Annotated in this window: 29 protein-coding genes, 1 tRNA gene and 1 riboswitch; of the genes, 15 read left to right on the top strand and 15 right to left on the bottom strand. The window is 61.4% G+C overall.

What is annotated here, in order from left to right; genetic code table 11:
* The first annotated feature begins 9 nt into the window (after positions 1-9).
* The 3 genes from pstB to phoB are packed head-to-tail and all read left to right on the top strand — an operon-like array spanning position 10 to position 2,302.
* The gene (pstB, locus tag AC1DE4_RS00760; RefSeq protein WP_062373337.1) at positions 10-825 is read left to right on the top strand and encodes a phosphate ABC transporter ATP-binding protein PstB; all 816 of its coding nucleotides are present in this window, start codon (positions 10-12) and stop codon (positions 823-825) included.
* A gap of 43 nt (positions 826-868) precedes the next feature.
* Positions 869-1,582, top strand: a complete 714-nt coding sequence (gene phoU / locus AC1DE4_RS00755; protein ID WP_025658811.1) for a phosphate signaling complex protein PhoU — start codon at positions 869-871, stop codon at positions 1,580-1,582.
* A 36-nt stretch (positions 1,583-1,618) separates the two neighbouring features.
* On the top strand, positions 1,619-2,302 hold the full coding sequence (gene phoB / locus AC1DE4_RS00750; RefSeq protein ID WP_477879456.1) for a phosphate regulon transcriptional regulator PhoB: 684 nt from the start codon (positions 1,619-1,621) through the stop codon (positions 2,300-2,302).
* 93 nt (positions 2,303-2,395) lie between these two features.
* On the opposite strand, the gene AC1DE4_RS00745 is transcribed toward phoB, so the two are convergent.
* The gene (locus AC1DE4_RS00745) at positions 2,396-2,929 is read right to left on the bottom strand and encodes a GcrA family cell cycle regulator (RefSeq protein ID WP_018857625.1); all 534 of its coding nucleotides are present in this window, start codon (positions 2,927-2,929) and stop codon (positions 2,396-2,398) included.
* A gap of 428 nt (positions 2,930-3,357) precedes the next feature.
* Between AC1DE4_RS00745 and AC1DE4_RS00740 the strand changes: the two genes are divergently transcribed.
* From AC1DE4_RS00740 to AC1DE4_RS00730, 3 genes are all read left to right on the top strand, one after another.
* Positions 3,358-4,554 carry an aspartate aminotransferase family protein gene (locus AC1DE4_RS00740; protein WP_025660385.1) on the top strand — a complete coding sequence of 399 codons (1,197 nt, stop codon included), beginning with the start codon at positions 3,358-3,360 and terminating at the stop codon, positions 4,552-4,554.
* 42 nt (positions 4,555-4,596) lie between these two features.
* Positions 4,597-5,514, top strand: coding sequence for an ornithine carbamoyltransferase (gene argF / locus AC1DE4_RS00735; protein WP_025660384.1), 918 nt, complete (start codon positions 4,597-4,599; stop codon positions 5,512-5,514).
* 92 nt (positions 5,515-5,606) lie between these two features.
* Positions 5,607-6,602, top strand: a complete 996-nt coding sequence (locus tag AC1DE4_RS00730) for an Hsp33 family molecular chaperone (RefSeq protein WP_018857622.1) — start codon at positions 5,607-5,609, stop codon at positions 6,600-6,602.
* Here AC1DE4_RS00730 and apaG read toward each other — a convergent pair whose 3' ends face one another.
* Together apaG and AC1DE4_RS00720 are read right to left on the bottom strand one after the other, a co-directional pair.
* Positions 6,603-6,995, bottom strand: coding sequence for a Co2+/Mg2+ efflux protein ApaG (gene apaG / locus AC1DE4_RS00725; protein ID WP_018857621.1), 393 nt, complete (start codon positions 6,993-6,995; stop codon positions 6,603-6,605).
* Between the two features lie 200 nt (positions 6,996-7,195).
* Entirely contained in the window at positions 7,196-8,380 is a 1,185-nt protein-coding gene (locus tag AC1DE4_RS00720; protein ID WP_018857620.1) for an O-succinylhomoserine sulfhydrylase, read from the bottom strand.
* A 45-nt stretch (positions 8,381-8,425) separates the two neighbouring features.
* Positions 8,426-8,504: riboswitch (SAM riboswitch) on the bottom strand.
* A gap of 72 nt (positions 8,505-8,576) precedes the next feature.
* Between AC1DE4_RS00720 and AC1DE4_RS00715 the strand changes: the two genes are divergently transcribed.
* The 3 genes from AC1DE4_RS00715 to AC1DE4_RS00705 all read left to right on the top strand — a co-directional run bounded on the left by AC1DE4_RS00715 (position 8,577) and on the right by AC1DE4_RS00705 (position 10,236).
* Positions 8,577-9,671, top strand: a complete 1,095-nt coding sequence (locus AC1DE4_RS00715; protein WP_025660383.1) for a 2'-deoxycytidine 5'-triphosphate deaminase — start codon at positions 8,577-8,579, stop codon at positions 9,669-9,671.
* Positions 9,672-9,726: 55 nt separating this feature from the next.
* Positions 9,727-9,800, top strand: a tRNA-Gly gene (locus AC1DE4_RS00710).
* A 250-nt stretch (positions 9,801-10,050) separates the two neighbouring features.
* Positions 10,051-10,236: a hypothetical protein gene (locus AC1DE4_RS00705; protein ID WP_018857618.1), complete on the top strand. Its 186-nt coding sequence runs from the start codon at positions 10,051-10,053 to the stop codon at positions 10,234-10,236.
* 123 nt (positions 10,237-10,359) lie between these two features.
* Here AC1DE4_RS00705 and AC1DE4_RS00700 read toward each other — a convergent pair whose 3' ends face one another.
* Positions 10,360-12,384 (bottom strand): methyl-accepting chemotaxis protein, encoded by a 2,025-nt coding sequence (locus tag AC1DE4_RS00700; RefSeq protein WP_477879453.1) that lies wholly within the window; start codon positions 12,382-12,384, stop codon positions 10,360-10,362.
* Between the two features lie 233 nt (positions 12,385-12,617).
* Positions 12,618-13,292 carry a hypothetical protein gene (locus tag AC1DE4_RS00695; protein ID WP_477879451.1) on the bottom strand — a complete coding sequence of 225 codons (675 nt, stop codon included), beginning with the start codon at positions 13,290-13,292 and terminating at the stop codon, positions 12,618-12,620.
* Positions 13,293-13,507: 215 nt separating this feature from the next.
* Between AC1DE4_RS00695 and AC1DE4_RS00690 the strand changes: the two genes are divergently transcribed.
* The gene (locus tag AC1DE4_RS00690) at positions 13,508-14,383 is read left to right on the top strand and encodes a transporter substrate-binding domain-containing protein (RefSeq protein WP_025660379.1); all 876 of its coding nucleotides are present in this window, start codon (positions 13,508-13,510) and stop codon (positions 14,381-14,383) included.
* Between the two features lie 12 nt (positions 14,384-14,395).
* Here AC1DE4_RS00690 and AC1DE4_RS00685 read toward each other — a convergent pair whose 3' ends face one another.
* From AC1DE4_RS00685 to AC1DE4_RS00665, 5 genes are all read right to left on the bottom strand, one after another.
* Positions 14,396-14,809, bottom strand: a complete 414-nt coding sequence (locus tag AC1DE4_RS00685; protein WP_018858613.1) for a tellurite resistance TerB family protein — start codon at positions 14,807-14,809, stop codon at positions 14,396-14,398.
* A gap of 53 nt (positions 14,810-14,862) precedes the next feature.
* Positions 14,863-15,600, bottom strand: a complete 738-nt coding sequence (locus AC1DE4_RS00680) for a thermonuclease family protein (RefSeq protein WP_477879449.1) — start codon at positions 15,598-15,600, stop codon at positions 14,863-14,865.
* A gap of 11 nt (positions 15,601-15,611) precedes the next feature.
* Positions 15,612-16,277 (bottom strand): S24 family peptidase, encoded by a 666-nt coding sequence (locus AC1DE4_RS00675; RefSeq protein ID WP_477879447.1) that lies wholly within the window; start codon positions 16,275-16,277, stop codon positions 15,612-15,614.
* A gap of 102 nt (positions 16,278-16,379) precedes the next feature.
* Positions 16,380-17,027 carry a response regulator gene (locus AC1DE4_RS00670; protein ID WP_192240369.1) on the bottom strand — a complete coding sequence of 216 codons (648 nt, stop codon included), beginning with the start codon at positions 17,025-17,027 and terminating at the stop codon, positions 16,380-16,382.
* 89 nt (positions 17,028-17,116) lie between these two features.
* Positions 17,117-17,515: a hypothetical protein gene (locus tag AC1DE4_RS00665; protein WP_018858609.1), complete on the bottom strand. Its 399-nt coding sequence runs from the start codon at positions 17,513-17,515 to the stop codon at positions 17,117-17,119.
* A 108-nt stretch (positions 17,516-17,623) separates the two neighbouring features.
* Here AC1DE4_RS00665 and AC1DE4_RS00660 point away from each other — a divergent pair, with 108 nt between their 5' ends.
* Both AC1DE4_RS00660 and AC1DE4_RS00655 read left to right on the top strand, forming a co-directional pair.
* Positions 17,624-17,977 carry a DUF952 domain-containing protein gene (locus AC1DE4_RS00660; RefSeq protein WP_192240370.1) on the top strand — a complete coding sequence of 118 codons (354 nt, stop codon included), beginning with the start codon at positions 17,624-17,626 and terminating at the stop codon, positions 17,975-17,977.
* The gene (locus AC1DE4_RS00655; protein ID WP_192240371.1) at positions 17,974-19,062 is read left to right on the top strand and encodes a quinone-dependent dihydroorotate dehydrogenase; all 1,089 of its coding nucleotides are present in this window, start codon (positions 17,974-17,976) and stop codon (positions 19,060-19,062) included. The genes AC1DE4_RS00660 and AC1DE4_RS00655 overlap by 4 nt, the downstream gene beginning before the upstream one ends.
* On the opposite strand, the gene AC1DE4_RS00650 is transcribed toward AC1DE4_RS00655, so the two are convergent.
* The 3 genes from AC1DE4_RS00650 to AC1DE4_RS00640 are packed head-to-tail and all read right to left on the bottom strand — an operon-like array spanning position 19,038 to position 21,181.
* Entirely contained in the window at positions 19,038-20,384 is a 1,347-nt protein-coding gene (locus tag AC1DE4_RS00650) for an MATE family efflux transporter (RefSeq protein ID WP_025660372.1), read from the bottom strand. The genes AC1DE4_RS00655 and AC1DE4_RS00650 overlap by 25 nt on opposite strands.
* Positions 20,385-20,415: 31 nt before the next feature.
* The gene (locus tag AC1DE4_RS00645; protein WP_026371973.1) at positions 20,416-20,913 is read right to left on the bottom strand and encodes a CAP domain-containing protein; all 498 of its coding nucleotides are present in this window, start codon (positions 20,911-20,913) and stop codon (positions 20,416-20,418) included.
* 1 nt (position 20,914) lies between these two features.
* Positions 20,915-21,181: a DUF6460 domain-containing protein gene (locus AC1DE4_RS00640; RefSeq protein WP_018858604.1), complete on the bottom strand. Its 267-nt coding sequence runs from the start codon at positions 21,179-21,181 to the stop codon at positions 20,915-20,917.
* Positions 21,182-21,327: 146 nt separating this feature from the next.
* Here AC1DE4_RS00640 and AC1DE4_RS00635 point away from each other — a divergent pair, with 146 nt between their 5' ends.
* Both AC1DE4_RS00635 and AC1DE4_RS00630 read left to right on the top strand, forming a co-directional pair.
* Positions 21,328-22,260 (top strand): class I SAM-dependent methyltransferase, encoded by a 933-nt coding sequence (locus tag AC1DE4_RS00635; protein WP_477879444.1) that lies wholly within the window; start codon positions 21,328-21,330, stop codon positions 22,258-22,260.
* A gap of 211 nt (positions 22,261-22,471) precedes the next feature.
* Positions 22,472-23,107 carry a YitT family protein gene (locus AC1DE4_RS00630; protein WP_477879442.1) on the top strand — a complete coding sequence of 212 codons (636 nt, stop codon included), beginning with the start codon at positions 22,472-22,474 and terminating at the stop codon, positions 23,105-23,107.
* On the opposite strand, the gene AC1DE4_RS00625 is transcribed toward AC1DE4_RS00630, so the two are convergent.
* Positions 23,104-23,565, bottom strand: coding sequence for a carboxymuconolactone decarboxylase family protein (locus AC1DE4_RS00625; protein WP_018858601.1), 462 nt, complete (start codon positions 23,563-23,565; stop codon positions 23,104-23,106). The two genes, AC1DE4_RS00630 and AC1DE4_RS00625, sit on opposite strands and share 4 nt — an antisense overlap.
* Positions 23,566-23,594: 29 nt before the next feature.
* Complete coding sequence (locus AC1DE4_RS00620; RefSeq protein WP_018858600.1) at positions 23,595-24,095, bottom strand: RrF2 family transcriptional regulator; 501 nt, start codon at positions 24,093-24,095, stop codon at positions 23,595-23,597.
* A 174-nt stretch (positions 24,096-24,269) separates the two neighbouring features.
* On the opposite strand from AC1DE4_RS00620, the gene AC1DE4_RS00615 reads away from it, so the two are divergent.
* Complete coding sequence (locus AC1DE4_RS00615) at positions 24,270-25,025, top strand: ABC transporter substrate-binding protein (RefSeq protein WP_018858599.1); 756 nt, start codon at positions 24,270-24,272, stop codon at positions 25,023-25,025.
* Positions 25,026-25,078 lie beyond the last annotated feature (53 nt).

Raw genomic sequence — 25,078 nt, 5'->3', positions numbered from 1 at the left:
GTAAACATTATGAACATGTTGACGGAAGCAGCAGTTGAGAAAGCGGTTGATCAGAAGATGAACACCATTCCCTACAAGATGATCGGCCAGGACGTCTCCGTTTACTACGGCGAGAAGCGCGCGCTGTTCGACGTGAAGCTGAACATCCGTGAAAACACGGTGACCGCCCTGATTGGCCCATCCGGTTGCGGCAAGTCCACCTTCCTGCGCAGCCTGAACCGCATGAACGACACGATCGACGGTTGCCGCGTCACTGGCAAGATCACGCTCGATGGCGAAGATATCTACGATCCGGATATCGACGTTGTGGAGCTTCGCGCGCGTGTAGGCATGGTGTTCCAGAAGCCCAACCCGTTCCCGAAGACGATCTACGAAAACGTCGCCTACGGTCCGCGTATCCATGGGCTCGCCAAGTCGAAGGCCGACATGGACCAGATCGTCGAACACAGCCTGCAGCGCGCCGGCCTCTGGAATGAGGTGAAGGATCGCGTTCACGAAGCTGGCACCGGTCTTTCCGGTGGTCAGCAGCAGCGCCTCTGCATCGCCCGCGCCGTCGCCGTCAGCCCCGAAGTCATCCTGATGGACGAGCCATGCTCGGCACTCGATCCGATTGCAACGGCCAAGGTCGAGGAGCTCATCCACGAGCTCCGCGAGAACTACACGATTGTCATCGTGACGCACTCGATGCAGCAGGCCGCCCGTGTTTCGCAGCGCACAGCCATGTTCCACCTTGGCAACCTCGTCGAGGAGAATGACACCGACAAGATGTTCACCAACCCGGACGATCCGCGCACCCAGGACTACATCATGGGCCGCTTCGGTTGATCGGCCGTCTCGGTAGCACTTACGATATTCAAGGATGAGCCCTATGGCATCGACACATATCTTTTCTGCCTACGACGATGATTTGAAGTTCCTGTCCCGCCGTATCTCGGAAATGGGCGGCTTGGCCGAGCAGATGGTCTCGGATGCCGTACGCGCGCTCGTAAACGGCGATACGGCTCTTGCCCAGAAGGTCATCTCGGACGATGTGATCCTCGACCACGCGGAGCGCGAGATCGGCGACAAGGCGATCGTCACGATCGCCCGCCGCCAGCCCATGGCGGCCGATCTTCGCGAGATCATGGGCTCCATCCGCATCGCGGCAGACCTGGAGCGCGTCGGCGACCTGGGCAAGAACACTGCCAAGCGCGTCATTGCCGTACAGAGCGCCGGCGTGCCGCGCAAGCTCGCCCGCGGCCTCGAGCACCTGTCCGAGCTCGCCCTCGTCCAACTCAAGGAAGTCCTCGACGTCTACACGAGCCGTGCTGCCGACAAAGCAAAATCGGTCCGTGAGCGCGACGAGGAAATCGACGCGATGTACACCTCGCTGTTCCGTGAAATGCTCACCTACATGATGGAAGATCCGCGCAACATCACCAGCTGCACGCATCTTCTGTTCTGCGCCAAGAACATCGAGCGCATCGGCGACCACGCCACCAACATTGCCGAAACGATCTACTACATGGCCACCGGTGCCCAGCCGGAAGGCGAACGTCCGAAGGACGATACCGCCAACACCGTCGGCGCAGTCACTGAATAGTCATTCCGCGACCGCGCCCCCAGGAGACCGAAACGAATGATCCCTAAAGTAGCTGTCGTTGAAGACGAAGAAGCGCTGAGCGTGCTTCTCCGCTATAACCTTGAGGCCGAAGGCTTTGAGGTCGATACCATCCTGCGCGGCGACGAGGCCGAGATCCGGCTTCAGGAACGCACGCCGGACCTTCTCATCCTCGATTGGATGTTGCCGGGCGTGTCTGGCATCGAGCTCTGCCGCCGCCTGCGCATGCGGCCGGAAACCGAGCGCCTGCCGATCATCATGCTGACCGCCCGTGGCGAGGAAAGCGAACGGGTTCGCGGCCTCTCGACCGGTGCTGACGATTACGTCGTCAAGCCGTTCTCGACGCCGGAGCTTGTCGCTCGCGTCAAGGCGATGCTGCGTCGTGCCAAGCCCGAGGTGCTCTCGACGCTGCTGAAGTGCGGCGATATCGAGCTGGATCGCGAGACGCACCGCGTTCACCGCAAGAGCCGCGAAGTCCGCCTCGGCCCGACCGAATTCCGCCTTCTCGAGTTCTTGATGGCATCGCCCGGCCGCGTCTTCTCGCGCTCGCAGTTGCTCGACGGCGTCTGGGGTCACGACATCTATGTCGACGAGCGTACTGTTGACGTCCATGTCGGCCGCCTGCGCAAGGCTTTGAACTTGCCCAACATGCAGGACGTCATCCGCACCGTGCGCGGTGCCGGCTATTCGATGGAAGCCTGATCCTTTCAGGCGAGAGCCTGAGAGGTCTTTCCCTTACAACGAAAAACGGGCCCGCGAGGGCCCGTTTTCTTTATTCCTTATCCGGCTTCCGGGTCAGGCGACCCGGTTAGCGGCCTTGCGGCGCTCGTTGACCGGCTGGTAGGCCATGCGCTGATGATACGTGCAATACGGGGAAGAGTCCGGGGACTCGCAACCGCAGAAGTGGAAGTCGTCATTGAGCGGATCGCCGACCGGCCACTTGCAGGTGCGCTCGGTGAGCTCGGTGAGGCCAAGGCGGCGAGAAATCGGAACGATTACATTTGCGGCCGGACGGAAGCGGACTTCCTCCACCGTATCGATTTCGATCTCTTCCTTGAGCATCGTCGCGCCCTGTTGGCGGGTAACGGTGCGTGTGGTGATCCGCGAGGCGTAGTTCGTGGCGCGGGGCGCCGAAGTCGTGCGCTTGGGGGTTCTGACGGTGGTCGTCGAACCGCCGGCCTTGGCACGGCCGGGCAGACTCAAACGATGGACTTTACCAATGACGGCGTTACGACTTACACCGCCAAGTTGTGCTGCGATCTGGCTGGCGCTCAGGCCTTCGGACCACAGCTTCTTCAGTTTTTCAACGCGCTCGTCTGTCCAGTTCATGCCCCTGTCTCCGCCTTATTAGCGTTGGTGTAGGCAGAATCCTTCACCGTTGCCACGGACGTATCCGAGGCAAGAAACGCTTACTCAAATTTTGGTGACTAGTTCCGCCGCATGCAGCCTAGTAATTGAGTTTTAACCTAGTGTGAGGCCGACTCCGTGACAAGAGTCGGTTGAATCTCGGGGAATCGATTTTCAAGTTTTCCCCAACTTGCTGGGCGTGAGAGTCATTTATGCAACATAGTTGTTGATAGGTCGAGCGCCTCGGGATGGCTGCTTGACGCATGCAGCGAAACCTCAGTTTTGTTGACATTGCAGTGCGAAAAGTAAATAGTGCTGCTCGCCGCCGAAAGGCGGCATTTTTAATTTTCCGGACCTGCTTTCCTTAGCCGGAGTCCGGCTGCTGATGATTGCTGATAGGAGATCGCGCCATGGCTGAAGCCGCGCTTTACGACACCTACTCTCGTGCCCCGCTGCGGTTCGAGCGAGGAGAAGGCGTGTGGCTGATCAGCGAAACGGGCGAGCGATATCTTGATTTCGGCGCGGGCGTTGCCGTCACCTCCGTTGGCCACAGCCATCCGCATGTGGTTGGCGCGCTGAAGGAGCAGGCCGACAAGGTCTGGCATCTGTCCAACATCTATGAGATCCCGGGTCAGGAAACACTGGCAAAGCGGCTGACCGATGCGACCTTCGCCGATAAGGTGTTCTTCACGAACTCCGGCGCGGAAGCCTTGGAATGCGCGATCAAGACCGCGCGCCGCTATCAGTTTTCCAAGGGCCATCCCGAGCGGTTCCATATTATCACCTTTGAAGGCGCCTTCCATGGCCGTACGCTGGCGACGATTGCCGCCGGTGGCCAGGAGAAATACCTCGAAGGCTTCGGTCCCAAGGCGCCTGGCTTCGATCAGGTGCCGTTCGGTGATCTCGATGCAGTCCGCAGCGCCATCACAAATGAAACGGCCGCGATCCTCATCGAACCTATTCAGGGGGAAGGCGGCGTCCGCCCGGCGACGAACGAGTTCCTGAAGGCACTTCGCGCGATCTGCGACGAGCATGGTCTGCTGCTGATTTTCGATGAAGTGCAGACCGGCATGGGCCGCACGGGCAAGCTCTTTGCGCATGAGTGGTCAGGCGCTACCCCCGATATCATGGCGGTTGCCAAGGGCATCGGCGGCGGCTTCCCGCTCGGAGCCTGCCTTGCCACGGCAGAGGCCGCTTCCGGCATGAAGGCCGGCACGCATGGCTCCACTTATGGCGGCAATCCGCTCGCCATGGCAGTTGGCAGTGCCGTGCTCGACGTGATCCTCGCGGAGGGCTTCCTGCAGCAGGTGCGTGACGTCTCGCTGGTATTCCGCCAAGGGCTGGCCTCGCTCAAGGATCGCTATCCTGATATCATCGAGGATATCAAGGGCGAGGGGCTGCTGCTCGGCGTCAAGGCCGCCGTGCCGTCCTCCGAACTGCTGCAGGCGATCCGTGACGCCCATCTGCTCGGCGTACCCGCTGGCGACAATGTCATTCGTCTTCTGCCGCCTCTGGTCGTCACTGCTGACGAAGCCCGCGAGGGCCTTGCCCGCCTCGAACGCGCCGCCGAAAGCGTGCGCGCTGCGAAGGTCAAGAAGACGGCTTAATGAGTAGTGCCTGTCGGAAGGCGGGCGTGATAGGTAACGATAATGGCTTCCCCCAAACACTTCCTCGATCTCTCCGCCGTCGCGGCATCCGACCTACGGCTCATCATGGATGACGCAATCTCGCGCAAGCAGGCCTTCAAGGCCGGGCAGGGCGACAAGCCGCTATCAGGCAAGATGCTGGCGATGATCTTCGAAAAGCCCTCGACGCGCACCCGCGTGTCCTTCGACGTTGGCATGCGCCAGCTCGGGGGCGAGACGCTGTTCCTGTCGGGCACAGAAATGCAGCTCGGCCGCGCCGAGACGATCGGTGACACGGCCAAGGTGCTGTCGCGCTATGTCGACGCGATCATGATCCGCACGACTGATCATGCCCGCATGCTGGAGCTCGCCGAGCATGCAACCGTTCCTGTCATCAACGCATTGACGGATGATACGCACCCCTGCCAGATCATGGCTGATGTCATGACCTTCGAAGAGCACCGCGGCCCGATCAAGGGCAAGACGATCGCCTGGACCGGTGACGGCAACAACGTGCTGCATTCGTTGGTCGAAGGAGCCGCGCGTTTTGGCTACCGCATGAATATGGCGGTGCCCCTTGGTTCCGAGCCAAAGGATCACTATCTGAACTGGGCCCGCAATGAGGGCGCCGAAATCATGCTTTACCATGATGCAGACCGTGCGGTCGCCGGCGTCGATTGTGTGGTGACCGATACCTGGGTCTCCATGAATCAGGAACATCGGGCCCGTGGTCACAACGTATTCCAGCCTTATCAGGTCAATTCGGCTTTGATGGCGCAGGCCGACAAGGATGCATTGTTCATGCATTGCCTGCCCGCCCATCGTGGTGAGGAAGTTACGGACGAGGTGATCGACGGCCCGCAATCCGTGGTCTTCGATGAAGCGGAAAACCGTCTTCATGCGCAGAAGTCGATTCTTGCTTGGTGCCTGGGCGCGATCTGAACCATACTGGACGCCACGTTTGGCCGGAAGGCCCGGTGGCCGTGCGAGCGGATGGACACCCTTGTCTGCCGCTCTCAGACTAGGAGAAGACCATGGCAGAACCTGCAGCCACCCTCGGCGAATTCAATTTCGCCGGCGATGATCATGTCGTTCCGTTTCAGGTTGAGGGACTGGATGTGCGCGGTCGCGCCGTCCAGCTCGGGCCGATGCTGGACGCGATCCTCGAGCGCCATCGCTATCCTGCGCCCGTCGCGCGGCTTCTTGCCGAAGTCGTTGTGCTGACGGTGCTGCTCGGCACGTCGCTGAAATTTGAAGGCAAGTTCACGGTCCAGACCAAGGGCGACGGCCCGGTGGACCTGCTTGTTTGCGATTTCTCGACGCCTGAGAACGTGCGTGCCTACGCACGCTTCAACCAGGGCCTCCTCGACAGGGCCGTTGCGGCAGGGCAGATCGAGCCCGAACAGCTTCTCGGCAAGGGCATGCTGGCCTTTACGATCGATCAGGGCAAGTTTTCCCAACCCTACCAGGGTATCGTTGCGCTCGACGGTGCGACCCTTGAAGAGATTGCCGGCACCTATTTCCGCCAGTCTGAGCAGATCCCGACGCGGGTGCGTCTTGCTGCTGCCGAACTCTTCGATCGCGACGACGCGGGCAAGCCGCGCCACCGCTGGCGGGCTGGCGGTCTTGTCGCCCAGTTCCTGCCGGAAGCGCCGGAGCGCATGCGCCAGCCGGATCTTCACGGCGGCGACGGCGATAGGACTGGCGGCACCCACAAGGAAGACGATGCCTGGATGGAAGCCCGCTCGCTCGTCGACACGATCGACGCCGACGAACTGACGGATCCGCAAGTCGGCACCGAGCGGCTGCTATATCGTCTGTTCCACGAGCGTGGGGTTCGCGTCTACGAACCGCGCGAGGTCTTCGATCGGTGCAGCTGTTCCCGCGAAAAGATCAAGGGGGTGCTGAAGGGCTTCTCGGCGGAGGAAATTGATGCCAGTCAGGAAGACGGCGCAATTTCGGTCACCTGCGAATTCTGCTCGACGACCTATCGTTTCGAAGTGGAAGAGGTGGCAGAGCCTGCTGAGTGATCAGTTCAGGACTCTCAGCAGCCCTGGCGAATCCAGTGAGAAGGCGGGTATTTCGACATTGAAAAGCTCGCCTTCGTCCGTTTCCATCTGGTAGTGGCCGAACATCAGCCCCGACGGCGTATCCAGCGGGCAGCCCGAGGAATATTCATAGGTATCGCCGGGCGCGAGCCGCGGCTGTTCGCCCACGACGCCGGCGCCCGTGACCTCATCGACGAGGCCGTTCTGGTCGGTGATGTTCCAATAGCGGTTCACCAGTCGCACGGACTTGTCGGAATTGTTGCTGATGACGATCCGGTAGCCCCAGACATAGCGATCGTCTTCCGGATCGGATTGCTCCTCCAGATAAAAAGGTTCGACGACGACTTCAATGTCTCGTGTAAGGGCGCGGTACATGCCTACACCATAGTCAATATACGTTACCGGTATCTTATACGACAGCCGATCCGTCAATAAACCGATAGTCGATCACGTCCGTAATGCCTGTAAAGGCAAGAAGTTTCGCCACTTAAGCCTGACTTTGACCTGTCTTGGGTGGGGCAAAGCAGCATGTGGCGGTCGGCCGGATTTGCGTCGATCCGGCCGATGTCGGCTGATCAGGCGTTCACTTTTGCGAGAGCCTGGGCGAAGTCCTCGATCAGGTCGTCCGTGTCCTCGATGCCGGCGGAAAGACGAACGGTACCGCCGGAAATGCCGAGCTCCGCCCGTGCTTCGTCGGTCAGGTTCTTGTGCGTCGTCGTAGCCGGATGCGTGATCAGGCTCTTGGCGTCGCCCAGATTGTTGGAGATCTTGACGACCTGCAAGGCGTTTTGGAGCGCGAAAGCTGCTTCCTTGCCGCCCTTGAGTTCGATGGCGACCAGTGTCGAGCCACCCTTCATCTGCTTGGCGACGATGTCGGCCTGCGGATGATCGTTGCGGCCGGGATAGATGACCTTGGCGACCTTCGGCTGATCGGCCAGGAAGTCGGCGATCTTCGATGCGTTTTCGGTCTGCTGCTTGACGCGCAGCGGCAGCGTCTCGAGTCCCTTCAGCAGCGTCCATGCCGTGAACGGCGACATGGCCGGGCCGGTGTGGCGGTAGTAGTCCTGAAGGTTCTCGTTGACCCATTCCCGGTCGGAGAGGATGACGCCACCGAGGCTGCGGCCCTGGCCGTCGATGTGCTTGGTGGCCGAATAGACGACGATATGGGCGCCGAGCTCGAGCGGCTTCTGGAAGATCGGCGTGGCGAAGACGTTGTCGACCACGACCTTGGCGCCGATCTGGTTGGCGAGCTTGGCGACGCCGGCAATGTCTATCACCTCGAGTGTCGGATTGGTCGGGCTTTCCAGGAAGAACACCTTGGTGTTCGGGCGGATCGCCTTTTCCCAGTTTTCCAGATGGCGACCGTCGACCAGCGTGCATTCGATACCGTATTTCGGGGCGAGCGTCTCGACGACCCAGCGGCAGGAGCCGAAGAGGGCGCGGGCGGCAACGATGTGGTCGCCGGCCTTCACCTGGCAGAGGATTGCGGCGGTGACGGCTGCCATGCCGGAGGCCGTGGCGCGGGCTTCCTCTGCGCCTTCCAGTGCGCACATGCGCTTCTCGAACATGTCGTTTGTCGGGCTGCCGTAGCGAGCGTAGATATAGCCTTCCGTTTCGCCCTTGAAGCGCGCTTCGGCCGCTTCCGCGCTCTCATAGACGAAGCCCTGCGTGAGGTAGATGGCTTCCGAGGTCTCGCCATATTGCGAGCGCAAAGAGCCGTCGTGAACGAGTTGGGTTGCGGGGCGCCAAGTCTTGCTCATGAATCACCACTTTCAAACAACAAAAAAACCGGCCGCGAAAGCAGACCGGTTTTGCACCCGGTCCTTTTAGCCACTTGTTTAACGTGGCTGCAAGCCGACCGGCCAAATCACCACGGGATAAAAGTGCAATACTGCCGTTCTATGCTTGCGTCAATTCCTTGAGTTTGGTTTTGTCTCCCGCGAATATGGATGGGGCATGATGGCTCGCGAAACAGGAATTTTGGCGGATCGCGCGATAGCCGCGCTCTTTGAGGCGGGACGTCTCACCAGCGAGCGCGATTTGGACCACGACCAGATCCAACCGGCAAGCCTTGACCTCAGGCTTGGCGCGAAGGCATTCCGCGTTCGCGCGAGCTTCATGCCGGGTCCTTCCCATTTGGTGTCCGATAAGCTCGATCGCCTCAGCCTCCACGTCGTCGACCTCAGCGAAGGCGCCGTGCTGGAGACCGGCTGTGTCTATATCGTTCCCTTGATGGAGCGCCTCGACCTGTCGGCCGACATGTCGGCCTCGGCCAATCCCAAAAGCTCGACCGGACGTCTCGATATCTTCACCCGCGTCATCACCGACTACGCGCAGGAGTTCGACAAAATCCCGGCTGGCTACTCCGGCCCGCTCTATCTCGAAATCAGTCCGCGTACTTTCCCGATCGTCGTGCGTCGAGGCTCGCGCCTGTCGCAGATCCGTTTCCGGGTCGGCCATTCGATACTTGGGGAGCCGGAATTGCTCGCGCTCCACGATGCCGAAACGCTGGTCGCCAGCAAGCTGCCGAACGTCTCCGGCGGCGGCATTGCCCTGTCGATTGATTTGGCCGGCGACAAGGATGGACTGATCGGCTACCGCGGTAAGCACCACACTGCAGTCGTCGATGTCGACAAGAAGGCGCAGCACGACATCTATGACTTCTGGGAACCTCTCTATAGCCGCGGTCGCAACGAACTGATCCTGGATCCGGACGAGTTTTATATTCTCGTCTCGCGCGAAGCCATCCATGTGCCACCGCACTACGCGGCAGAGATGACCCCCTTCGATCCGTTGGTTGGCGAATTTCGCGTGCATTATGCAGGCTTCTTCGACCCCGGCTTCGGCCACGTCCCCGCCGGCGGCCGCGGCAGCCGCGCCGTGCTCGAGGTCCGCAGCCACGAGGTTCCCTTCATCCTCGAGGACGGCCAGATCGTCGGTCGCCTCGTCTATGAGCATATGCAGGAGCACCCCGAGAGCCTCTACGGCTCCGGCCTCGGCTCCAACTATCAGGCCCAGGGCCTGAAACTCTCGAAGCACTTCCGCATCTGACAACGCCAATGCCCGCTTGACAGCGGCACCCATCTATTGGAAATCTCGCTCCAACGCGGGTGTAGCTCAATGGTAGAGCAGCAGCTTCCCAAGCTGAATACGAGGGTTCGATTCCCTTCACCCGCTCCAAGTTCAGATGGTTTTGCTGGGACTGAGCGGATTTCATCCGCACTGTGGTCTGAGCGTGGTGCCACGTGGGCCGCCGTCGTTCGCTGTCTTACTCCACGAGGAAAGAACGCCCTTAAGAGGTAGCCTCGAAGGAAATTGAAATAGTTGACAATCCTCTAATAAACATGGTTAATTTTTAACTATTCTCCGATATCACGGGAACGCAGGCGACCCCTTGGTCGTTGTCGGCATGATCAGGAGGAGTTGCAGAATGCTTTTGAAGATTTTCACGGCGAAGCGCGAGATCCGGGAGAATGGCGATACCGGCACTTACGCTGACGGCTACTATGCGCCGGAAGTGGTTCTTGCGTCTGCGCGCGATGACGATCGTGCTTCCTATGAGCGCGATTATGGTCGCGGCCGCAAGGTCGAGCAAATTCCGCTCGGGTTTGCCTGAGCACCCTTTTTAGCTTCCGTCTTGTGCGGCAGCCGGGCCATGGCTCGCTGTTTGAAGTCGAAAGTCTATAATCGAAAAGGGCGGCATTGAGCCGCCCTTTGCTTTTGTACCGTTTTGCTGGGATCAGAATTCCGTCCAATCGGCGTCGTCGCGTGGGCTCGAAGAGGCGCTGCTTGCACCAAATGCGCTTGCAAGTTTCTGCCCAAGCGCCCGAGCCGGCGAGCTAGAGGGGCGGGTGACACCCGGAGTGGCGATGCGGACGGGTGCCTTTCTGGCTGCGACCGGCGGCGCGGCCGGCCGTGGCGCCGAATGGATGTGAGTGCCCTGCAGCGGCGCTGCCGCGGCAATGTTAGCGCTGAAACTGCCAGTGCCGGTCAGCTTGAACTGGTCGAGCAGGTTGTTGAGTGTCGCCGCTTCCGTCGCGAGCTTGTGGCTCGCCGCCGTGCTTTCCTCGACCATGGCCGCATTCTTCTGCGTTCCCTGGTCCATCGAGTTCACCGCCGTGTTGATCTCCTGCAGGCCGGTCGATTGCTCGCGGGCGGCCTCGGCGATCGCGTCGACGTGCTGGTTGATCTCCTGAACCTCGTGAACGATCGCATCAAGCGCCTTGCCGGTTTCGCCGACAAGCGACACGCCCGTCTGCACATGGTCGCCCGATGTGGTGATCAGCGACTTGATCTCCCTGGCGGCATTGGCCGAGCGCTGTGCAAGTTCACGCACCTCCTGGGCAACGACGGCAAAGCCCTTGCCGGCTTCACCGGCGCGCGCGGCCTCGACGCCGGCGTTGAGGGCCAGAAGATTGGTCTGGAAGGCGATGTCGTCGATGACGCCGATGATGTTGCCGATCTCCGCGGAGGATTGCGCGATCTGCTGCATGGCGTTGACGGCCTTGCTGACCACTTCGCCGGACTTTTCTGCACCGGCGCGCGTGCGTGCCACGAGCCCACGTGCTTCCTCGGCACGCTTGGCGGCATCCTTCACGGTGGTGGTGATCTCCTCGAGGGCCGCTGCCGTCTCCTCGACGGACGCTGCCTGCTGCTCGGTGCGCTTCGAAAGCTCGTCCGCCGAGGCGCGGATCTCGGTTGCGCCGGCAGTGATGGCGCGGGCGTTGGCGCCGACCGTCTGCATAGTGTCGTTCAAGCGCAGGATCGAGTTGTTGAAATCCTGTCGCAGACTATCGAGGTCGCCGACAAACGCCGTATCGATTCGAGATGCGAGGTCGCCTGCGGCCAGCCGGCGTAAGCCGTCGCCAAGCGCGCTGACCGCGCGCGAGAGATCGGCAGCCTCGGTTGCGCGCTGAGCTTCACGTTCTCGGCGTTCGCTGTCGCTGAGATTGCGGCTCTTTTCGGCCTCGCCCTCAAGCCGGATACGATCGACGGCATTGTCGCGGAAGACGGCAACGGCGCCGGCCATCTGGCCAACCTCGTCACGACGGTCGAGGCCGTCGATGGCGCCGTGCGTATCTCCCTCGGCAAGCTGAGCCATCCGGTCACGCAGACGAACCATGGGCGTGGTGATCCCCGATTGCGCGACCCACACAGAAAGGCCGATCGCGCCCATGACAGCGAGCCCGATCAGTACGAAACTGAGAGTGATGCGCTGGTTGACGCTAATGGAGAGCGCGTCGCCGCCATCGTTCAGCAATGCCATCAGCGCATCATTGTTGGCGATCATTTTCGGAGTGACCGTGTTCAGCTTCGCATTGAGCATGCTTGCTGCAAGCTGCGCGCCGGCACTGTCCTTTGCCTTGGCGAGGTCGATGACCTTGCTGGAAAGCGCTTCCATCTCGGCGATGCCGACGAGGATGTCGTCAATCGCCGGCTTGCGGCTAGGTACCAAGGCCGCCGCCTGTTCCAGGCGTTCGCGCGCTTGAGGCATCTTGCTTGGCGTCGTGAGCGCCGTATTGAAAGCCGGCGTCTCCGGCTTGAGGCCGGCGATAAGCGTGACCTGCAGCACGGCAGCGGTTGCCGAGGCGCTGGCGCGGGATGCCTGCATGGCTGCCAGTGCCTCGTTATCGATGAAGGCGCTGTAGGTGGCATCGGCACCGCGGAATTCGGTGATGACATAAACGAGGCCCCCGAGCGCGATCGCCCCGAGAAGCGCGACGACAGAAATGATCTTCGTCCGGATTTTCAAGTTCTTCAGCATGGCTATGTCCAGTCGCTTGACCCGACCGCGGGCGGGCCGACTATTGAAGCATTTTATGTCGCGGGATACGGCATGGTGGGATGCCCGGAAGGCTCGACATGCGCATCATGCATTCGGCCCGTGAGCCGGCGTCGTCCTGGCGAATAGAATGGGACATTGCTTAATGTGGCCCTAACGCTTGGGATCTGTCCCCGGAAATAATTTCGGGTCCCGCCGCCTAGGGACGAGTCATGCTAAGCGGGGCGCAACTTCTCACTGGTGCTGACAGGGACATGAGGCGTCTTGTCCCAGAAGAAGGGCTTTCTCGGCAGCTCGAGAAGGGCGCGCCATGCCGCCACCGAGATCATCAGGCAATAGAGCGGGACATAGATCCAGCGCCAGCCGATGCTGCGTTTTTCCTCACGCAGCATCGCGACCCTGCCGAGCAACAGAAAGAGGCCGTAGCTTGCCGCCATATTGGCAAGATCGAGGAGCAAGAGCGCGCCTTCGCTGCTGCCGGCGGGCGGCAAGCCGAGCGCTAGGTAGCCGGCGGTGGTGACAAGGAGCATGATCAGCCAGGGATGGGTGAGAGAGGAAAACAGCATTCCTCCGATCAGCAACTGGAACACCAGAAAGCCGCCCACGCCCATCTCGCGCGGGAGGCGCGCTGGCTCGCGCATCACCAGGTTTCGGGCTTCCGGCACGATCGCCAGCATGCCTTTGCTGATGTAGTTCAGCCGGACGCAGCGAGCCTGCAGAAGCTGGCTGTCGAGTGCCTTGTCATCGTTGACGAGGGAGCTGTCGATTGCCGAAAGGAAGGGAAGCCGGAGCCCGCGCGCCAGGGATGCGTAGTAGCTGTCGGCATCGATGGAGCCGCTTGCAATGAGTTCCTGTTCGATGCTCGCGTCGTTGCGGCGTGCGACCTGCATCGGGCGGGCGATTGTCGGCCTGCCGATGCCGAGTTGCAGCAGAACCTCTGGTAGGAATCGTTTACCGCGCGCGCAGGCGGCGCGCCGTGGCGTATTGAACCATCATCCAAGAGCGTGCGGTCTTCGATCCCGCCCGACGCATATTCCCCGACACGCATGACTCTGATACACCGTTTCCAGAATGGCAGTGCATGCTTTCCCCGAGGCCGATCATAATGATGCAATTTAAACTGGCATCCCTGAATCTTAAGGGGCTATGCAGCTTTTGGCTGTCTTTGATTGTGTTTTTCTGCCCGCTCTCGTTGTCGGCGCAGGAGGCGATGCCAGGCTTGCCGCTGCTTTTCGATTCCAGGGAGCGCCTTGCCAAACCGGATCTTTCGTCGCTCGTCCGCCTTCGTTTCCTGACGACGATCGACTTTCCACCGTTCAATTTTACCGATCAGAATGGCAAGCTTTCCGGTTTCAACGTCGATCTCGCCCGCGAGATCTGTAACGAGCTGGAGATTGCCAGCAAATGCCAGATCCAGGCGCTGCCGTTCGCTGACCTGAATGCCGCGCTCGCGGCCTCGCAGGGCGATGCCGTGATTGCCGGTGTCGCCGTCAGCGAGGAGCTGCGGCGACAGTTCGCCTTTTCGCGCCCCTATCTCATGCTGCCCGCCCGCTTCGTTCGAAACTTAAAGGCTTCCATCAAGGGCGAGAATGCCAGCGCTCTAGCCGATCATCCGGTCGGCGTCGTCAAGGCGACGGCGCACGAAGCCATGCTGGCGGCCTATTTCCCGAAGGTGAAGGCCGTACCCTTCGACAGCAAGGACGCCCTTCTTGCAGCACTCAAGGATGGCAAGCTGGAGGCCGTCTTCGCGGATTCCCTCCAGCTCTCCTTCTGGGTTTCGTCGGAGGCCTCGGCGAAATGCTGCGCGCTGTTCGACGGGCCTTATCTCTCCGAGCAGTTTCTCGGCGAAGGCATGACGATCATGCTCCGTCAGAAGGACGATGTCCTTACGGCAGCGCTCGATCACGCGCTGGCAGCGCTGTCGCGCAGTGGCCGCCTGCAGGAAATCTACCTGCGCTACTTCCCTTACGGCCTGTATTAAACCTGAAAGGCTCTAGCCCTTGCGAAAGCGCGCGATCGCGCTGCGCTCGATGGCGGCGCAAGTGAGCTTATCGAGGCCGAGGCGGTCGCGAAGCAGGCTGAGAAGGCGCAGCTCTTCCGCCTTCACCGAGAGATCGGCGGAAGCAATTTCGACCGCGAGCGCATAGGCCGTGTCGTAGAGGCGCGACGGCAGCGTGTCCTTGACGGTTTCGAGCACGATGTCGAGCCCTTCGGGACCAGCCAGCAGTCCCGCGCAATCGCGCGCGATGGAAATCAGCTTTTCGTCGTCGAAATCACGGAAGACCGGCAGGAAGCCGATCAGTTGGCCGATGCGCTCCATCTCGCGATCGTTCATCGTGCTGTCGACGGCGGATGCCATCACCATCACGTAGATCAAGGCGTCATGGGCGGAAAGCGGCTTGTTCATGTCTCGATGATCCCTTCGAAGTGAGGCCAGAGTCTAGGAGTTGCCCAGCGACATTACAAGCCGTCGGGCGGCAGATCGGAAGGCAGATCCTCAGGACCGCTGGTTTCTGCGAGGCTGCGAGGGTCGTTGCCATGGATGCCTTTGCCCGCCTGTTTCGCCTTCTCGCCGGCCTCGGCGAGCGCAGATCCCTTCGCCGCCTCTGCCCAGCCGTTTTCGACGAGCCACTGTGAAATGTCCTGCGTGCCGATCCTGCAGTCGGCCGTGACGGTACCGGTCCATTCCGCAATGTCGAGATCGCAGCGGACGGCCCTGAGGCGCAGCAGCAGCCGCAGATTGGTCTTTGCCAGCATCCCGCATGGCCACTCACGGCCCCCGCTGTCGATGCATGTCTTGTCCGCCGGCGTGGGGTCGATGCCGGCAAGCTGCAGGCGACGGTCGCCAAACGCCAGGACACCGGCGCTTTCCGCGATCGGGCGAACAAGGTTCACGCCCCTGTCTTTGGCAGGGTTTGCCGGTTGCTCCGGCACAACGGCCGCGATGCGCTCGAGTGGCTTGCCGTCGATGACCGCAGGGTAGAACTGGCTGGCCTCGTCGACACGCCGCGCATTCATGCTGGCTTCGGGATTTGAGGTCGGTTGAGCCGTCGGAGCGGGGGGCGGCACTTGCGCTTCCATCGGCGCTGCCGTTTCCGCCGGATCAATGGCCGAGCCAAGCCGCTGTCCGCCGGCCGCAATCAGGTCGGCAACAATTCCGATCCCTGCAACAGCGGTCAGAATTGCCGCAGGACGCATGGAATATCTTCCTACTGGCTGGCCCAGATGATGCGGGCGATCCAATCCACGTCGGAAAGTTCAATTGTTCGGTTGGGATGCTCCGGGTTGAGCGACATCAATTCGATCGATCGCGGGCTCTGGCGCAACAGCACCTTCGCCATCACTTCGCCTTCGCGCGTCTTGACGACGACGCGATCATTGCGTCGCACCTGCGCGCCAGGCTCGACGATCAAGACGTCGCCGTCGCGGTAGAGCGGCATCATGCTCTCGCCCTGGACTTCGAGCGCATAGACGCCTGCCTTCTGCGAGGGTGCGGCCGGGAACTCCACAACGTCCCAGCCTTGCCCAGCCGGAAAGCCGCCATCATCGAAGAAGCCGCCGGCACCGGCCTGCGCAAAGCCGAGCAGCGGAATCGAGCTGCCCTGCCGCGGGAAGTCGCCTTCCGGAAGACTGGAAAAGCTCCCTGCCGGCCGCATGAACGTCAGGAACTGCTCCATGCTGGCGCCCGTTGCATCCAGCACCTTGGCGATCGATTCCGTCGACGGCCAGCGCAACCGCCCATCGGCGGAGAGCCGCTTGGACTTGTTGAAGGAGGTTGGATCGAGCCCCGCGCGCCGGGCAAGACCTGAAGGCGTCAGGTCATGCCGTTCGGCAAGCCTGTCGATCGCCCCCCAAATCTGCTCGTGTGACAGCATGTCGCCTGATTCCTGCGCGCCTGCGCCATCGTTCAACGACGAAATATTAACCGCAAGCCCAGCGGGAGTAAAGAGAGGAAAGGAATAAAATCCTGTCTCGCCTCAGGCGACCAAGGCCATGTTGATCTTGCCGAGCTGGATCACCGCCTGCGTACGGCTGTCGACATCGAGCTTGAGCAGGATCGCCGAGACATGCGCCTTGATCGTCGCCTCGGAAACGCCGAGCTCATAGGCGATCTGCTTGTTGAGAAGACCTTCCGCCAGCATCGTCAGCACACGGCTCTGCTGCGGTGTCAGCGTGTGCAGCCGGTGGATCAGGTCGGCGACGTCAGGATCCTGTTCCTGCCCGTCCCGATAAGTCTCGGGGGTCGCGATGTCGCCGGCAAGGACCGTCTGGATACCGCGGCGAATGTCGTCGATCCCGGAGGATTTGGAGATGAAGCCGGATGCGCCGAGTTCGAGCGCGCGACGGATCGTCGTGGCGTCATCCGTCGCGGAAATGATGACGATCGGCAGCCCGGCGAATTCGGAGCGAAGCGCCATCAGGCCGGAAAAGCCGCTGACACCAGGCATCGATAGATCGAGCAGCATCAGGTCCGCTTCGGGATGTGCTCCAGCCGCCATGCGCGCTGCGGCAAAATCGCCGGCCTCGACGATCTCGGGATGGCCTTCCATACCAATCACTGCCTGGCGCAGCGCATCCCGGAAAAGCGGGTGGTCGTCGGCAATGATGATTGTCTGTTCCTGCATCGATAGCTCCCTCCCAAGAGCTCGATCGCCGAGACATGTCTCGTGCCTCCGCACGATACATGCTTCCATTCGGAGGTGACTATATCAAATCATGTCTTTTGCGGAAGGGCGTTGCGCTCCTCCTCGCTTCGGAATTCCTTGACTATCCCCATGAAGCTCCGCATCCAGCGCTCCATGATGCCGATCGAACGGTTGATCTCCTCGTCGGAGGGAAGCGCCTTGTTGACGATGCTTTTGTTCTCTAGCGCCGTGACGCGGGCCGAAAGCCGGTCGAGTTCCTGCTCATAGGCCGCCCGCTCATCGGCGGCCATCCTGCAGACGAGCGCGCCGTCCTTCTCCTCGCAAAGCGACATGGCGCCGGTCTGCTTGTCGAGCCGCACGAAGTGGTCGCCGCTACGCTCCAATTGAAAGCGCAATGCGTCGGTTTCAGCGGCATGAACGCCGAGCGGCAGGAGAAGCGCGAAAAGGCCGATTGCGATATTTCTCATGGTTTCCTCCGGAAATCTCGGTGGCCACCGCATTTTTCGCGGCGAGGCGTGGACATCGCCGCCGCTTTGCGGCAAAGCCCGGGAAAGACCAGCCATTCTGAGGTTATCATGACCCTGACACCCACGCTTTACAAGATCGTGACGGAAACGCTCTGGCAGGAGGCGAGGGCAGCCGGCGTTTTTCGTGGCGCGCCGATCGACCTTACGGACGGCTACATCCACTTCTCGACAGCCGCCCAGGTCAGGCAGACGGCGGCGCTTCACTTCGCCGGCCAGGCGGGGCTTCTGCTCGTTGCCGTCGATAGCAGCAAGTTCGGCGACGAACTCGTCTTCGAACCCTCGCGCGGCGGCGCTCTCTTTCCACACCTCTATGCGGAATTGCCGATGTCGGCCGTGTTATGGGAGGCGCCGCTGCCGCTCGATGTCGCCGGCCAGCACGTCTTTCCGGATCTTGCGCCATGATCGAGCTTTTCAAGCACGCCGCCCGCAAGGGTCTCTTCCTCTTCGACCCCGAAACCGCTCATGGCATGTCGATTGCCGCACTGAAGGCAGGCGCCGTGCCGGCCTGCCGGATCGCCCCCGATCCGCGCCTGCGGCAGAGCGTTGCCGGGCTCGATTTCGTCAATCCGATCGGCATGGCGGCCGGCTACGACAAGAACGCCGAGGTTCCGGAAGCGTTGCTGAAGATCGGCTTCGGTTTCACCGAGATCGGCACCGTGACGCCGAAGCCGCAGCCCGGCAACCCGCGCCCACGCATCTTCCGGCTGGTCGAGGATGAAGGCGTCATCAATCGCCTCGGCTTCAACAACGAAGGCCACGATGCCGCCTTCGCACGCCTGTCGGTCATTCGCGGCAACGGCATGATCGGCGTCAACATCGGCGCCAACAAGGACAGCGAGGACCGCATTGTCGACTATGTCCTCGGCATCCGCCGGTTCTATTCGGTCGCTCGCTATTTCACCGCCAATATCTCATCACCGAACACGCCGGGCCTGCGCGATTTGCAGGCGCGCGAAAGCCTCGCCGCGCTCTTGTCGGCAGTGCTTGCCGCCCGCGATGCCGAAGCCGAAAAGGCAGGCAGAAAGATCCCCGTCTTCCTGAAGATCGCGCCTGATCTGACGGAAGAGGGGCTGGACGATATCGCCGCCGAAGCGCTGTCGCATGCCCTGGACGGCCTGATCGTTTCGAACACCACGCTTTCCCGCGAGGGCCTCAGGGACCAGCGTCAGGCGAAGGAGGCCGGCGGGCTTTCCGGCAAGCCGCTGTTCGACAAATCGACCGCCGTTCTCGCCAAAATGCGCAAACGCGTCGGCCCAGGCCTGCCGATCATCGGCGTCGGCGGCGTCTCGTCCGCCGAAACCGCGCTCGAGAAGATCAAGGCCGGTGCCGATCTCGTGCAGCTCTATTCCTGCATGGTTTATGAGGGGCCGGGCCTCCCGGGCACGATCGTTCGCGGCCTGTCGAAGCTGCTCGATCGCGAGCAGGTCAGATCCATCCGCGACCTCAGGGATACGAGAACGGACTACTGGGCAGGACGGAACGTCTGATCCGCCCGCGGCCGCACGAGCATCGCCAGGAAGACACCGCGAAACAGCAGGAAGCCGTTCATCGCCAGCCATAGGCCATGATTGCCGAACAGCGGCACGAAAACGGCCAGCGCTATGAGATAGCCGGCAAACGACATGAGCATCCGGTTGCGCATGTCGGTCGACCAGGTGGCGCCGATGAAGACACCGTCCATCAGGAAGGCCAGCGCCCCCGTAAGTCCGGTGACGGCGGCCCAGGGCAGGTAGGTTTCGGCCGCCTGCTGCACCTCCGGCGAGGTGGTTAGCACCGAAATCAACCATGGACCGGCCAGCAGGAAGAACACGGAAATGAGGCCGGCAAGCCCGAAGGACCAGAGCGCCGTCAGCTTCAAGCCACGCTCGAAGGCCGGCCGGTATCGCGCGCCGATCGCCCGTCCGGTGATCTGCTCTGCCGCGTTGGCCAGTCCGTCGAGATAATATCCGGAGAGCAGGAAGAAGTTCATCAGCACGGCGTTGGCGGCCAGCGTGACCGCTCCGAAGCTCGTGCCGATCCGCGTCATCAGAGTGAAAGCGGCGAGCAGCACGAAGGTGCGGATCAGGATGTCGCGGTTCAGCGCGAAAAGCTCGGCGAGGCGATGCCGGGAGAAGATCTCCGTGCGTGTCGGCCGATGCGCGCGATCGAAGCCGCGAAGGACAATCAGCAAGCCGACGACAGCACCGGCTGTCTCGCCGACCATCGTACCCCAGGCGACGCCCGCCACGCCCCAGTCAAGCCAGAGGCCGAGATAGATCGCCAGTATGATGTTGATGCCGTTGATGATCGTCTGCAGCAACAGGCCAACGGTGCCCTGGCCGCGGCCGAGCACGAAGCCGAGGATCGCGTAATTGGCAAGCGCTGCCGGTCCGGCAAGGATGCGGATGGAGAAATAGGTGCTGGTGGCGGCCGCAACGGCGCTCTCCGGTCCCATCAGCTTCAGCCCGGCTGCGAGTAGCAGTGGCGAAAGACAGAGAAGCGCTATGCCGCAGCCGAGCGCGGAGATCAGCGCTCGCCAGAAGACGCCCTGCTGGGCGTGCCGGTCGTGCCGTCCGAAGGCCTGCGCCGTCAGTCCGGTCGTGGAGGCGCGCAGGAAGTTGAAGCTGCCGAGGATAAGGTCGAAGAGCATGGCGCCGATCGCAAGCCCTGCCAGCGCATCCGGCTGACCCATGTGGCCGACGACGCCGGTGTCGACGAGGCCAAGGAGCGGCGTCGTCATGAAGCCGAGCGTCATCGGAATTGCAATCGACAGCACCAGTCGGTGCGTCACGTCGAATGCCAGCCTGTTCTCGTGACCGTGCGTATCCATGTCTGCCTCTGAGGAAGGAGGCAGAATCGCCTCAGCCGGAAAGCACCATTGCCCAATAGGGCACGCTTTTGGAAGCAGAATTGCGTGCTACCGCAACGCCGAGACCATTGTAACGACCGAGCATGTTCTCCAGATGGTGCGGAGAGTTGATCCAGGCGGTCACAACGGCCGGCACCGACTGTTGGCCGGCCGCGATGTTTTCGGCGGCCGGCATCTGTACGCCGCTTGCCTTGACGCGCGGGCCGAAGCCGTCGCCGATCCCCATCACGTGCTTCATCTTGCCTGCCGATGCCATGCGCTTGGCCTGGAACATCGCGGCATCCTTGGCAGCAGGATCCGCCGAAAGCGGCGGCAATCCGTTCTTGGCGCGCAACTGATTGACTAGCGGTAGAGCGTCCGCCGTTTCGTCTTCGCCATCAGAAGGCGTGGAAGCGAACTTCGGCGCGGTCGTGCAGCTTGCAACACCGGCGACCAGCACGAGGCCGGATATGTGTAGTAGCCCACGCCGCGAGAGGATGAGAGAGGTCATATTAGCGCCGATAGCTGAAGAGACGGATGAGGACGAAGACCGGGATCACGACGGTCGCACCAAGCAACAGATAATCGCCGACGCGTCCCAAAGCGGCAAAGCCGCGATGCCAGACTTCCAGAACGAAATTGCGGAAGCCGTAGACGAAATCCAGCGGCGCCCAGCCGAACACGGCCATGATGAAGCCGACGATCAGCGATACGACCAAAAGCTTGACCAATGTGCGGCCGAGGGAATCGCCGAGAAACTTGTTCACCTGATCGGACATGCGCCATCTCCTGTTTGTCCCTGAAATACGGGCGCGGAACGCCGCTCGCAAGCCTTTTTCAGGTCTGGCGTCTCCGCCTCTGAAATAGGACTTGAGTTTTTTTGTGACCGCAGCCAAATGCGGGCCGATCCCAATAGGTCTTCACCATGCAGCCCAACCAGCTCACTTCAGGCGACGTGATCGCCGATCGCCGCGCCGACTACGCCAAGATGCTCGACGAAAGCGGCGAACCGGACGCAGCCGCCGAATTGATGGAGCAGGCGTTGGAACTCGTGCCGGGCTGGGCGGCCGGCTGGTATCGGCTTGCCGGCTACCGCGAAAAGGCCGGCGATAAGTCAGGCGCGATCGACGCCTACCGGCGCACTTTGGAGGTCAGTCCGGACGATATTTTCGGAGCCGAGCTCAAGCTCGCTTTGCTTGGCGACGTCGAGACGCCGGACCAGCCGCCGAGCAGGTATGTCGAGCGATTGTTCGACGACTATGCCGATCGCTTCGAGACGTCGCTGGTGGAGAAGCTCGATTACAGCGTTCCCGCCAAGCTTGCGGCGCTCGTCGCGACGACCGGCAGGAACTATGCGTTGGCCGTGGACCTCGGCTGCGGCACCGGCTTGCTCGGACCGGAGATCCGTGATCGCGTTGCGCGCCTCGAGGGGTTCGATCTGTCGCAGAACATGCTCGCCAAGGCTGCCGAGAAGCATATCTACGATCACTTGGCGCAAGCCGATCTGTCGCTGGCTCCGGAAGCGACGGGCCTCTTTGTCGAGGGAGCGACGCATCGTGCCGACCTCGTCACTGCCGCGGATGTGTTGATGTATCTCGGCAATCTCGAGAGTGTGTTCGAGGCGGTTTCAGCGCTTGTCTTGCCGGGCGCCGATTTCGCATTTTCGGTCGAGGACGCGGGTGAGGGCGATGGCTTTCATCTCGCGCCGTCGCTGCGCTACGCCCATTCCGAAAGCTATATACGCGCGCTCTGCGCCCGCCACGGTCTCGAGGTCATCGCCGTCAGCAAGACGCCCGTTCGCAAAGATGGCTCAAACATCATTTCAGGTATCCTGTTCCTTACGCGCAAGGCGGGATAGCGGAACGATTCTTGCGAAGTGAATAATAGGTCAGCATTGCTTACGTATTTCGCTTGATTGCACTGCGAAAACGCCTGATAATCCTGGCTAATTCAGTAGGGTTCTTTCAGGATTTCGAGGCACCCGGGACCATTCATCACCTACATTTCGTCACGCTTGGGGTCTCGCCCTGGCGCATATGAACATGTCTGCCGTTTGGGGATCAACGACAATGGCACAGCTCTTCAATGCCCTCGGTTTCTGGAATACCAGCGCCACTCGCCATACACCGGTCGAAGACGTCCAGGGGATTTTCTCCGGCAGCCTTATTGCGGCGCTCGGGCTTTATGTTCTGGCCAGCGCCGGCCTTCTGACCGGCAGCACCGCCGGCGTCGCGTTTCTGCTCCACTACGCCTTCGGCGTGAACTTCGGTCTCGCCTTCTTCCTGCTCAACCTGCCGTTCTTTTATCTTTCGTGGACGCGGCTCGGCATGGCCTTCACGGTCAAGACATTTATCGCGATCGGCCTGACATCGCTCATGACCAGCCTGCAGCCGAAGGTCATGGACATTTCCGCCATCCATCCGGCCTGGGCGGCCCTTCTCGGCGGTCTGCTGCTGGGTTTCGGCCTTCTGGCGCTCTATCGCCACCGCGCCAGCCTCGGTGGGGTCGGCATCCTGGGGGTCTATATGCAGGAGCGTTTCGGCATCCGCGCCGGCCTCGTGCAGATGGCGATCGACCTTTGTGTGCTGGCCGCAGCCTTCCTTGTCACCACGCCACCGGTGGTTTTCTATTCCGTTCTAGGCGCGGTGGTGCTGAACCTCTTCGTGGCCGTCAACCACCGCGCCGATCGCTACATCGCGCTTTAGGCAGCCCGTGCCGGCTTGTCGATCGGGTGCTGCGAGCGGAAGCCGACTGCCAGCCGGTTCCAGACATTGATCGTGCCGATCGCGACCGTGATCTTGGTGATCTCTTCTTCCGTGAAGTGGGCCTTCAGGGCTTCGAAATCGGCGTCCGGTGCGCCGGTTTCGGCGATACGGGTCACGGCATCGACCCAGCCGAGAAGGGCGCGTTCCTTGGCGTCATAGATCGGCGATTCCCGCCAGACGCACATCAGGTTGATCCACTGTTCGCTAAGCCCGTCATGCCGGGATTCCTTCACGTGCATGTCGACGCAATAGGCGCAGCCGTTGATCTGCGAGGCGCGCAGCTTGATCAGATGGATGAAGCGGCGTTCAAGGCCCGATTCCTGAACATACTGCTCGAGGGCGGCGACCGCCTTGTAAGCGTCCGGCGCGGCCTTGGCGAAGTTGAAACGTGCTTGCATGGTTCATTCTCCTTTTAGGGTTCTGCGGCTCAGCGAGCCGCTCTGCGTTCATTGATCTCAAGGAAGGCGCAGCCGCGGGCGGCGATCCCGCCGTCGTCATCAGCAGCGAGCTGCACCAGGATGTCGGCGATGCTGGTCTTGGCGAGTTCGGCGCGGTAGACGCGCTCGGCCCTCAGCATCGCTGCGCTGATCTGGCACGGTTTGGTGAAATAGCGCCCTGGAAGCTGGTTCGGCCCGCGCTGGCGGATCTCACCGCAGCGGAAAGCCGGCTCCGGCCCTTCGACAGCAAGGACGATGTCGAGAAGGCTGATCTCCTCTGTCGGCTTCGCCAACTTGTATCCGCCCTTCGGCCCCGGAACCGTGCTCACGATACCTGCGCCGGAAAGCGCCTGCAGATGCTTCAGAAGATAGCTCGTCGAAACGCCATGGAACTCTGCGAGTGCCGCGGCCGAGAGCACCCCGCCTTCGGAAAGGCCGGCCAGCATGGAAACGCTGTGTATCGCCTGCTCGACTCCATCACCCAGTTTCATCAGACCATCCTCAATTCGTGGATAAAAAATATCTATGATTATTGCACCTGTCAAGCGGCGATATGCGAAGGATCGGATAGACGTGCGCATTTTGGTCGTCCGGGGTTGTGAAGCGGGACGGATTCGCTAAAGTCGGCCCCGTTGGGCAAAAACAATTCCAATAAGGGAACAGCAATGAGAAAGACGATTTTCCTGGCGGCCGCTGCCTTGCTTGCGGCGACGCACCTCGCATCCGCCGAGGACACGATCCGCATCGCAACGGAAGGTGCCTATCCTCCATTCAACTATGTCGAATCCGACGGCAGCCTGAAGGGCCTCGACGTCGACATGGCCAATGCGCTCTGCGACGAGATGAAGGCCAAGTGCACGATCGTAGCGCAGGATTGGGATGGCATCATCCCCGGGCTCCTGGCCAAGAAATATGACGCCATCATCGCGTCGATGAGCATCACCGAGGAACGCAAGAAGCAGATCGACTTCACGAACAAATACTACACGACGCCGCTTGCGGTTGCCGTGCCGAAGGACAGCCCGCTCAAGGGCGTTTCGGTCGATGACATGAAGGGCAAGACCGTTGGCGCCCAGGCTTCGACCACGCAGGCCGACTACCTGAACGACGTCTACGCCAAGGGCGGCGCCGAAGCGAAGATGTATCCGACGCAGGATGAAGCCGTCGCCGACTTGCAGAACGGTCGTATGGACGCCCTGATCTCCGACAAGTTCGTGGTGGTCGACTGGCTGAACAAGGCAGGCAAGGATTGCTGCAAGTTGCTCGGCGACGTCCCCGGTACGGAAACGCAGGCCGGCATCGGCATCCGCCAGGGCGAGACCGAGCTGAAGGAACGCTTCAACAAGGCGATCGACGCGCTCGTTGCGAACGGGAAGTACAAGGAAATCACCAAGAAGTACTTCCCCTTCGACATCTACTGATCGCTTGCCGATCCAATCGCGCGGAGGCCAAAAGCCTCCGCGCCCTCTGATCA

Source organism: Rhizobium sp. 10N414 (assembly GCF_056394785.1).
This window is presented reverse-complemented; position numbering and strand designations above follow the sequence as displayed.

Excerpts from the sequence above, each read along its gene's own strand:
- AC1DE4_RS00640 (WP_018858604.1), bottom strand. The coding sequence starts at position 21,181 with ATGTCCGATCAGGTGAACAAGTTTCTCGGCGATTCCCTCGGCCGCACA.
- AC1DE4_RS00635 (WP_477879444.1), top strand. The coding sequence starts at position 21,328 with ATGCAGCCCAACCAGCTCACTTCAGGCGACGTGATCGCCGATCGCCGC.
- AC1DE4_RS00630 (WP_477879442.1), top strand. The coding sequence starts at position 22,472 with ATGGCACAGCTCTTCAATGCCCTCGGTTTCTGGAATACCAGCGCCACT.
- phoB (WP_477879456.1), top strand. The coding sequence starts at position 1,619 with ATGATCCCTAAAGTAGCTGTCGTTGAAGACGAAGAAGCGCTGAGCGTG.
- AC1DE4_RS00745 (WP_018857625.1), bottom strand. The coding sequence starts at position 2,929 with ATGAACTGGACAGACGAGCGCGTTGAAAAACTGAAGAAGCTGTGGTCC.
- AC1DE4_RS00715 (WP_025660383.1), top strand. The coding sequence starts at position 8,577 with ATGATGGCTCGCGAAACAGGAATTTTGGCGGATCGCGCGATAGCCGCG.
- AC1DE4_RS00680 (WP_477879449.1), bottom strand. The coding sequence starts at position 15,600 with ATGCGTCCTGCGGCAATTCTGACCGCTGTTGCAGGGATCGGAATTGTT.
- phoU (WP_025658811.1), top strand. The coding sequence starts at position 869 with ATGGCATCGACACATATCTTTTCTGCCTACGACGATGATTTGAAGTTC.
- AC1DE4_RS00690 (WP_025660379.1), top strand. The coding sequence starts at position 13,508 with ATGATGCAATTTAAACTGGCATCCCTGAATCTTAAGGGGCTATGCAGC.
- AC1DE4_RS00620 (WP_018858600.1), bottom strand. The coding sequence starts at position 24,095 with ATGAAACTGGGTGATGGAGTCGAGCAGGCGATACACAGCGTTTCCATG.
- AC1DE4_RS00730 (WP_018857622.1), top strand. The coding sequence starts at position 5,607 with ATGGCAGAACCTGCAGCCACCCTCGGCGAATTCAATTTCGCCGGCGAT.
- AC1DE4_RS00685 (WP_018858613.1), bottom strand. The coding sequence starts at position 14,809 with ATGAACAAGCCGCTTTCCGCCCATGACGCCTTGATCTACGTGATGGTG.
- AC1DE4_RS00700 (WP_477879453.1), bottom strand. The coding sequence starts at position 12,384 with ATGCTGAAGAACTTGAAAATCCGGACGAAGATCATTTCTGTCGTCGCG.
- pstB (WP_062373337.1), top strand. The coding sequence starts at position 10 with ATGAACATGTTGACGGAAGCAGCAGTTGAGAAAGCGGTTGATCAGAAG.
- AC1DE4_RS00615 (WP_018858599.1), top strand. The coding sequence starts at position 24,270 with ATGAGAAAGACGATTTTCCTGGCGGCCGCTGCCTTGCTTGCGGCGACG.
- AC1DE4_RS00675 (WP_477879447.1), bottom strand. The coding sequence starts at position 16,277 with ATGCTGTCACACGAGCAGATTTGGGGGGCGATCGACAGGCTTGCCGAA.
- apaG (WP_018857621.1), bottom strand. The coding sequence starts at position 6,995 with ATGTACCGCGCCCTTACACGAGACATTGAAGTCGTCGTCGAACCTTTT.
- AC1DE4_RS00625 (WP_018858601.1), bottom strand. The coding sequence starts at position 23,565 with ATGCAAGCACGTTTCAACTTCGCCAAGGCCGCGCCGGACGCTTACAAG.
- AC1DE4_RS00705 (WP_018857618.1), top strand. The coding sequence starts at position 10,051 with ATGCTTTTGAAGATTTTCACGGCGAAGCGCGAGATCCGGGAGAATGGC.
- AC1DE4_RS00655 (WP_192240371.1), top strand. The coding sequence starts at position 17,974 with ATGATCGAGCTTTTCAAGCACGCCGCCCGCAAGGGTCTCTTCCTCTTC.
- AC1DE4_RS00660 (WP_192240370.1), top strand. The coding sequence starts at position 17,624 with ATGACCCTGACACCCACGCTTTACAAGATCGTGACGGAAACGCTCTGG.
- argF (WP_025660384.1), top strand. The coding sequence starts at position 4,597 with ATGGCTTCCCCCAAACACTTCCTCGATCTCTCCGCCGTCGCGGCATCC.
- AC1DE4_RS00670 (WP_192240369.1), bottom strand. The coding sequence starts at position 17,027 with ATGCAGGAACAGACAATCATCATTGCCGACGACCACCCGCTTTTCCGG.
- AC1DE4_RS00720 (WP_018857620.1), bottom strand. The coding sequence starts at position 8,380 with ATGAGCAAGACTTGGCGCCCCGCAACCCAACTCGTTCACGACGGCTCT.
- AC1DE4_RS00645 (WP_026371973.1), bottom strand. The coding sequence starts at position 20,913 with ATGACCTCTCTCATCCTCTCGCGGCGTGGGCTACTACACATATCCGGC.
- AC1DE4_RS00650 (WP_025660372.1), bottom strand. The coding sequence starts at position 20,384 with ATGGATACGCACGGTCACGAGAACAGGCTGGCATTCGACGTGACGCAC.
- AC1DE4_RS00695 (WP_477879451.1), bottom strand. The coding sequence starts at position 13,292 with ATGCAGGTCGCACGCCGCAACGACGCGAGCATCGAACAGGAACTCATT.
- AC1DE4_RS00665 (WP_018858609.1), bottom strand. The coding sequence starts at position 17,515 with ATGAGAAATATCGCAATCGGCCTTTTCGCGCTTCTCCTGCCGCTCGGC.
- AC1DE4_RS00740 (WP_025660385.1), top strand. The coding sequence starts at position 3,358 with ATGGCTGAAGCCGCGCTTTACGACACCTACTCTCGTGCCCCGCTGCGG.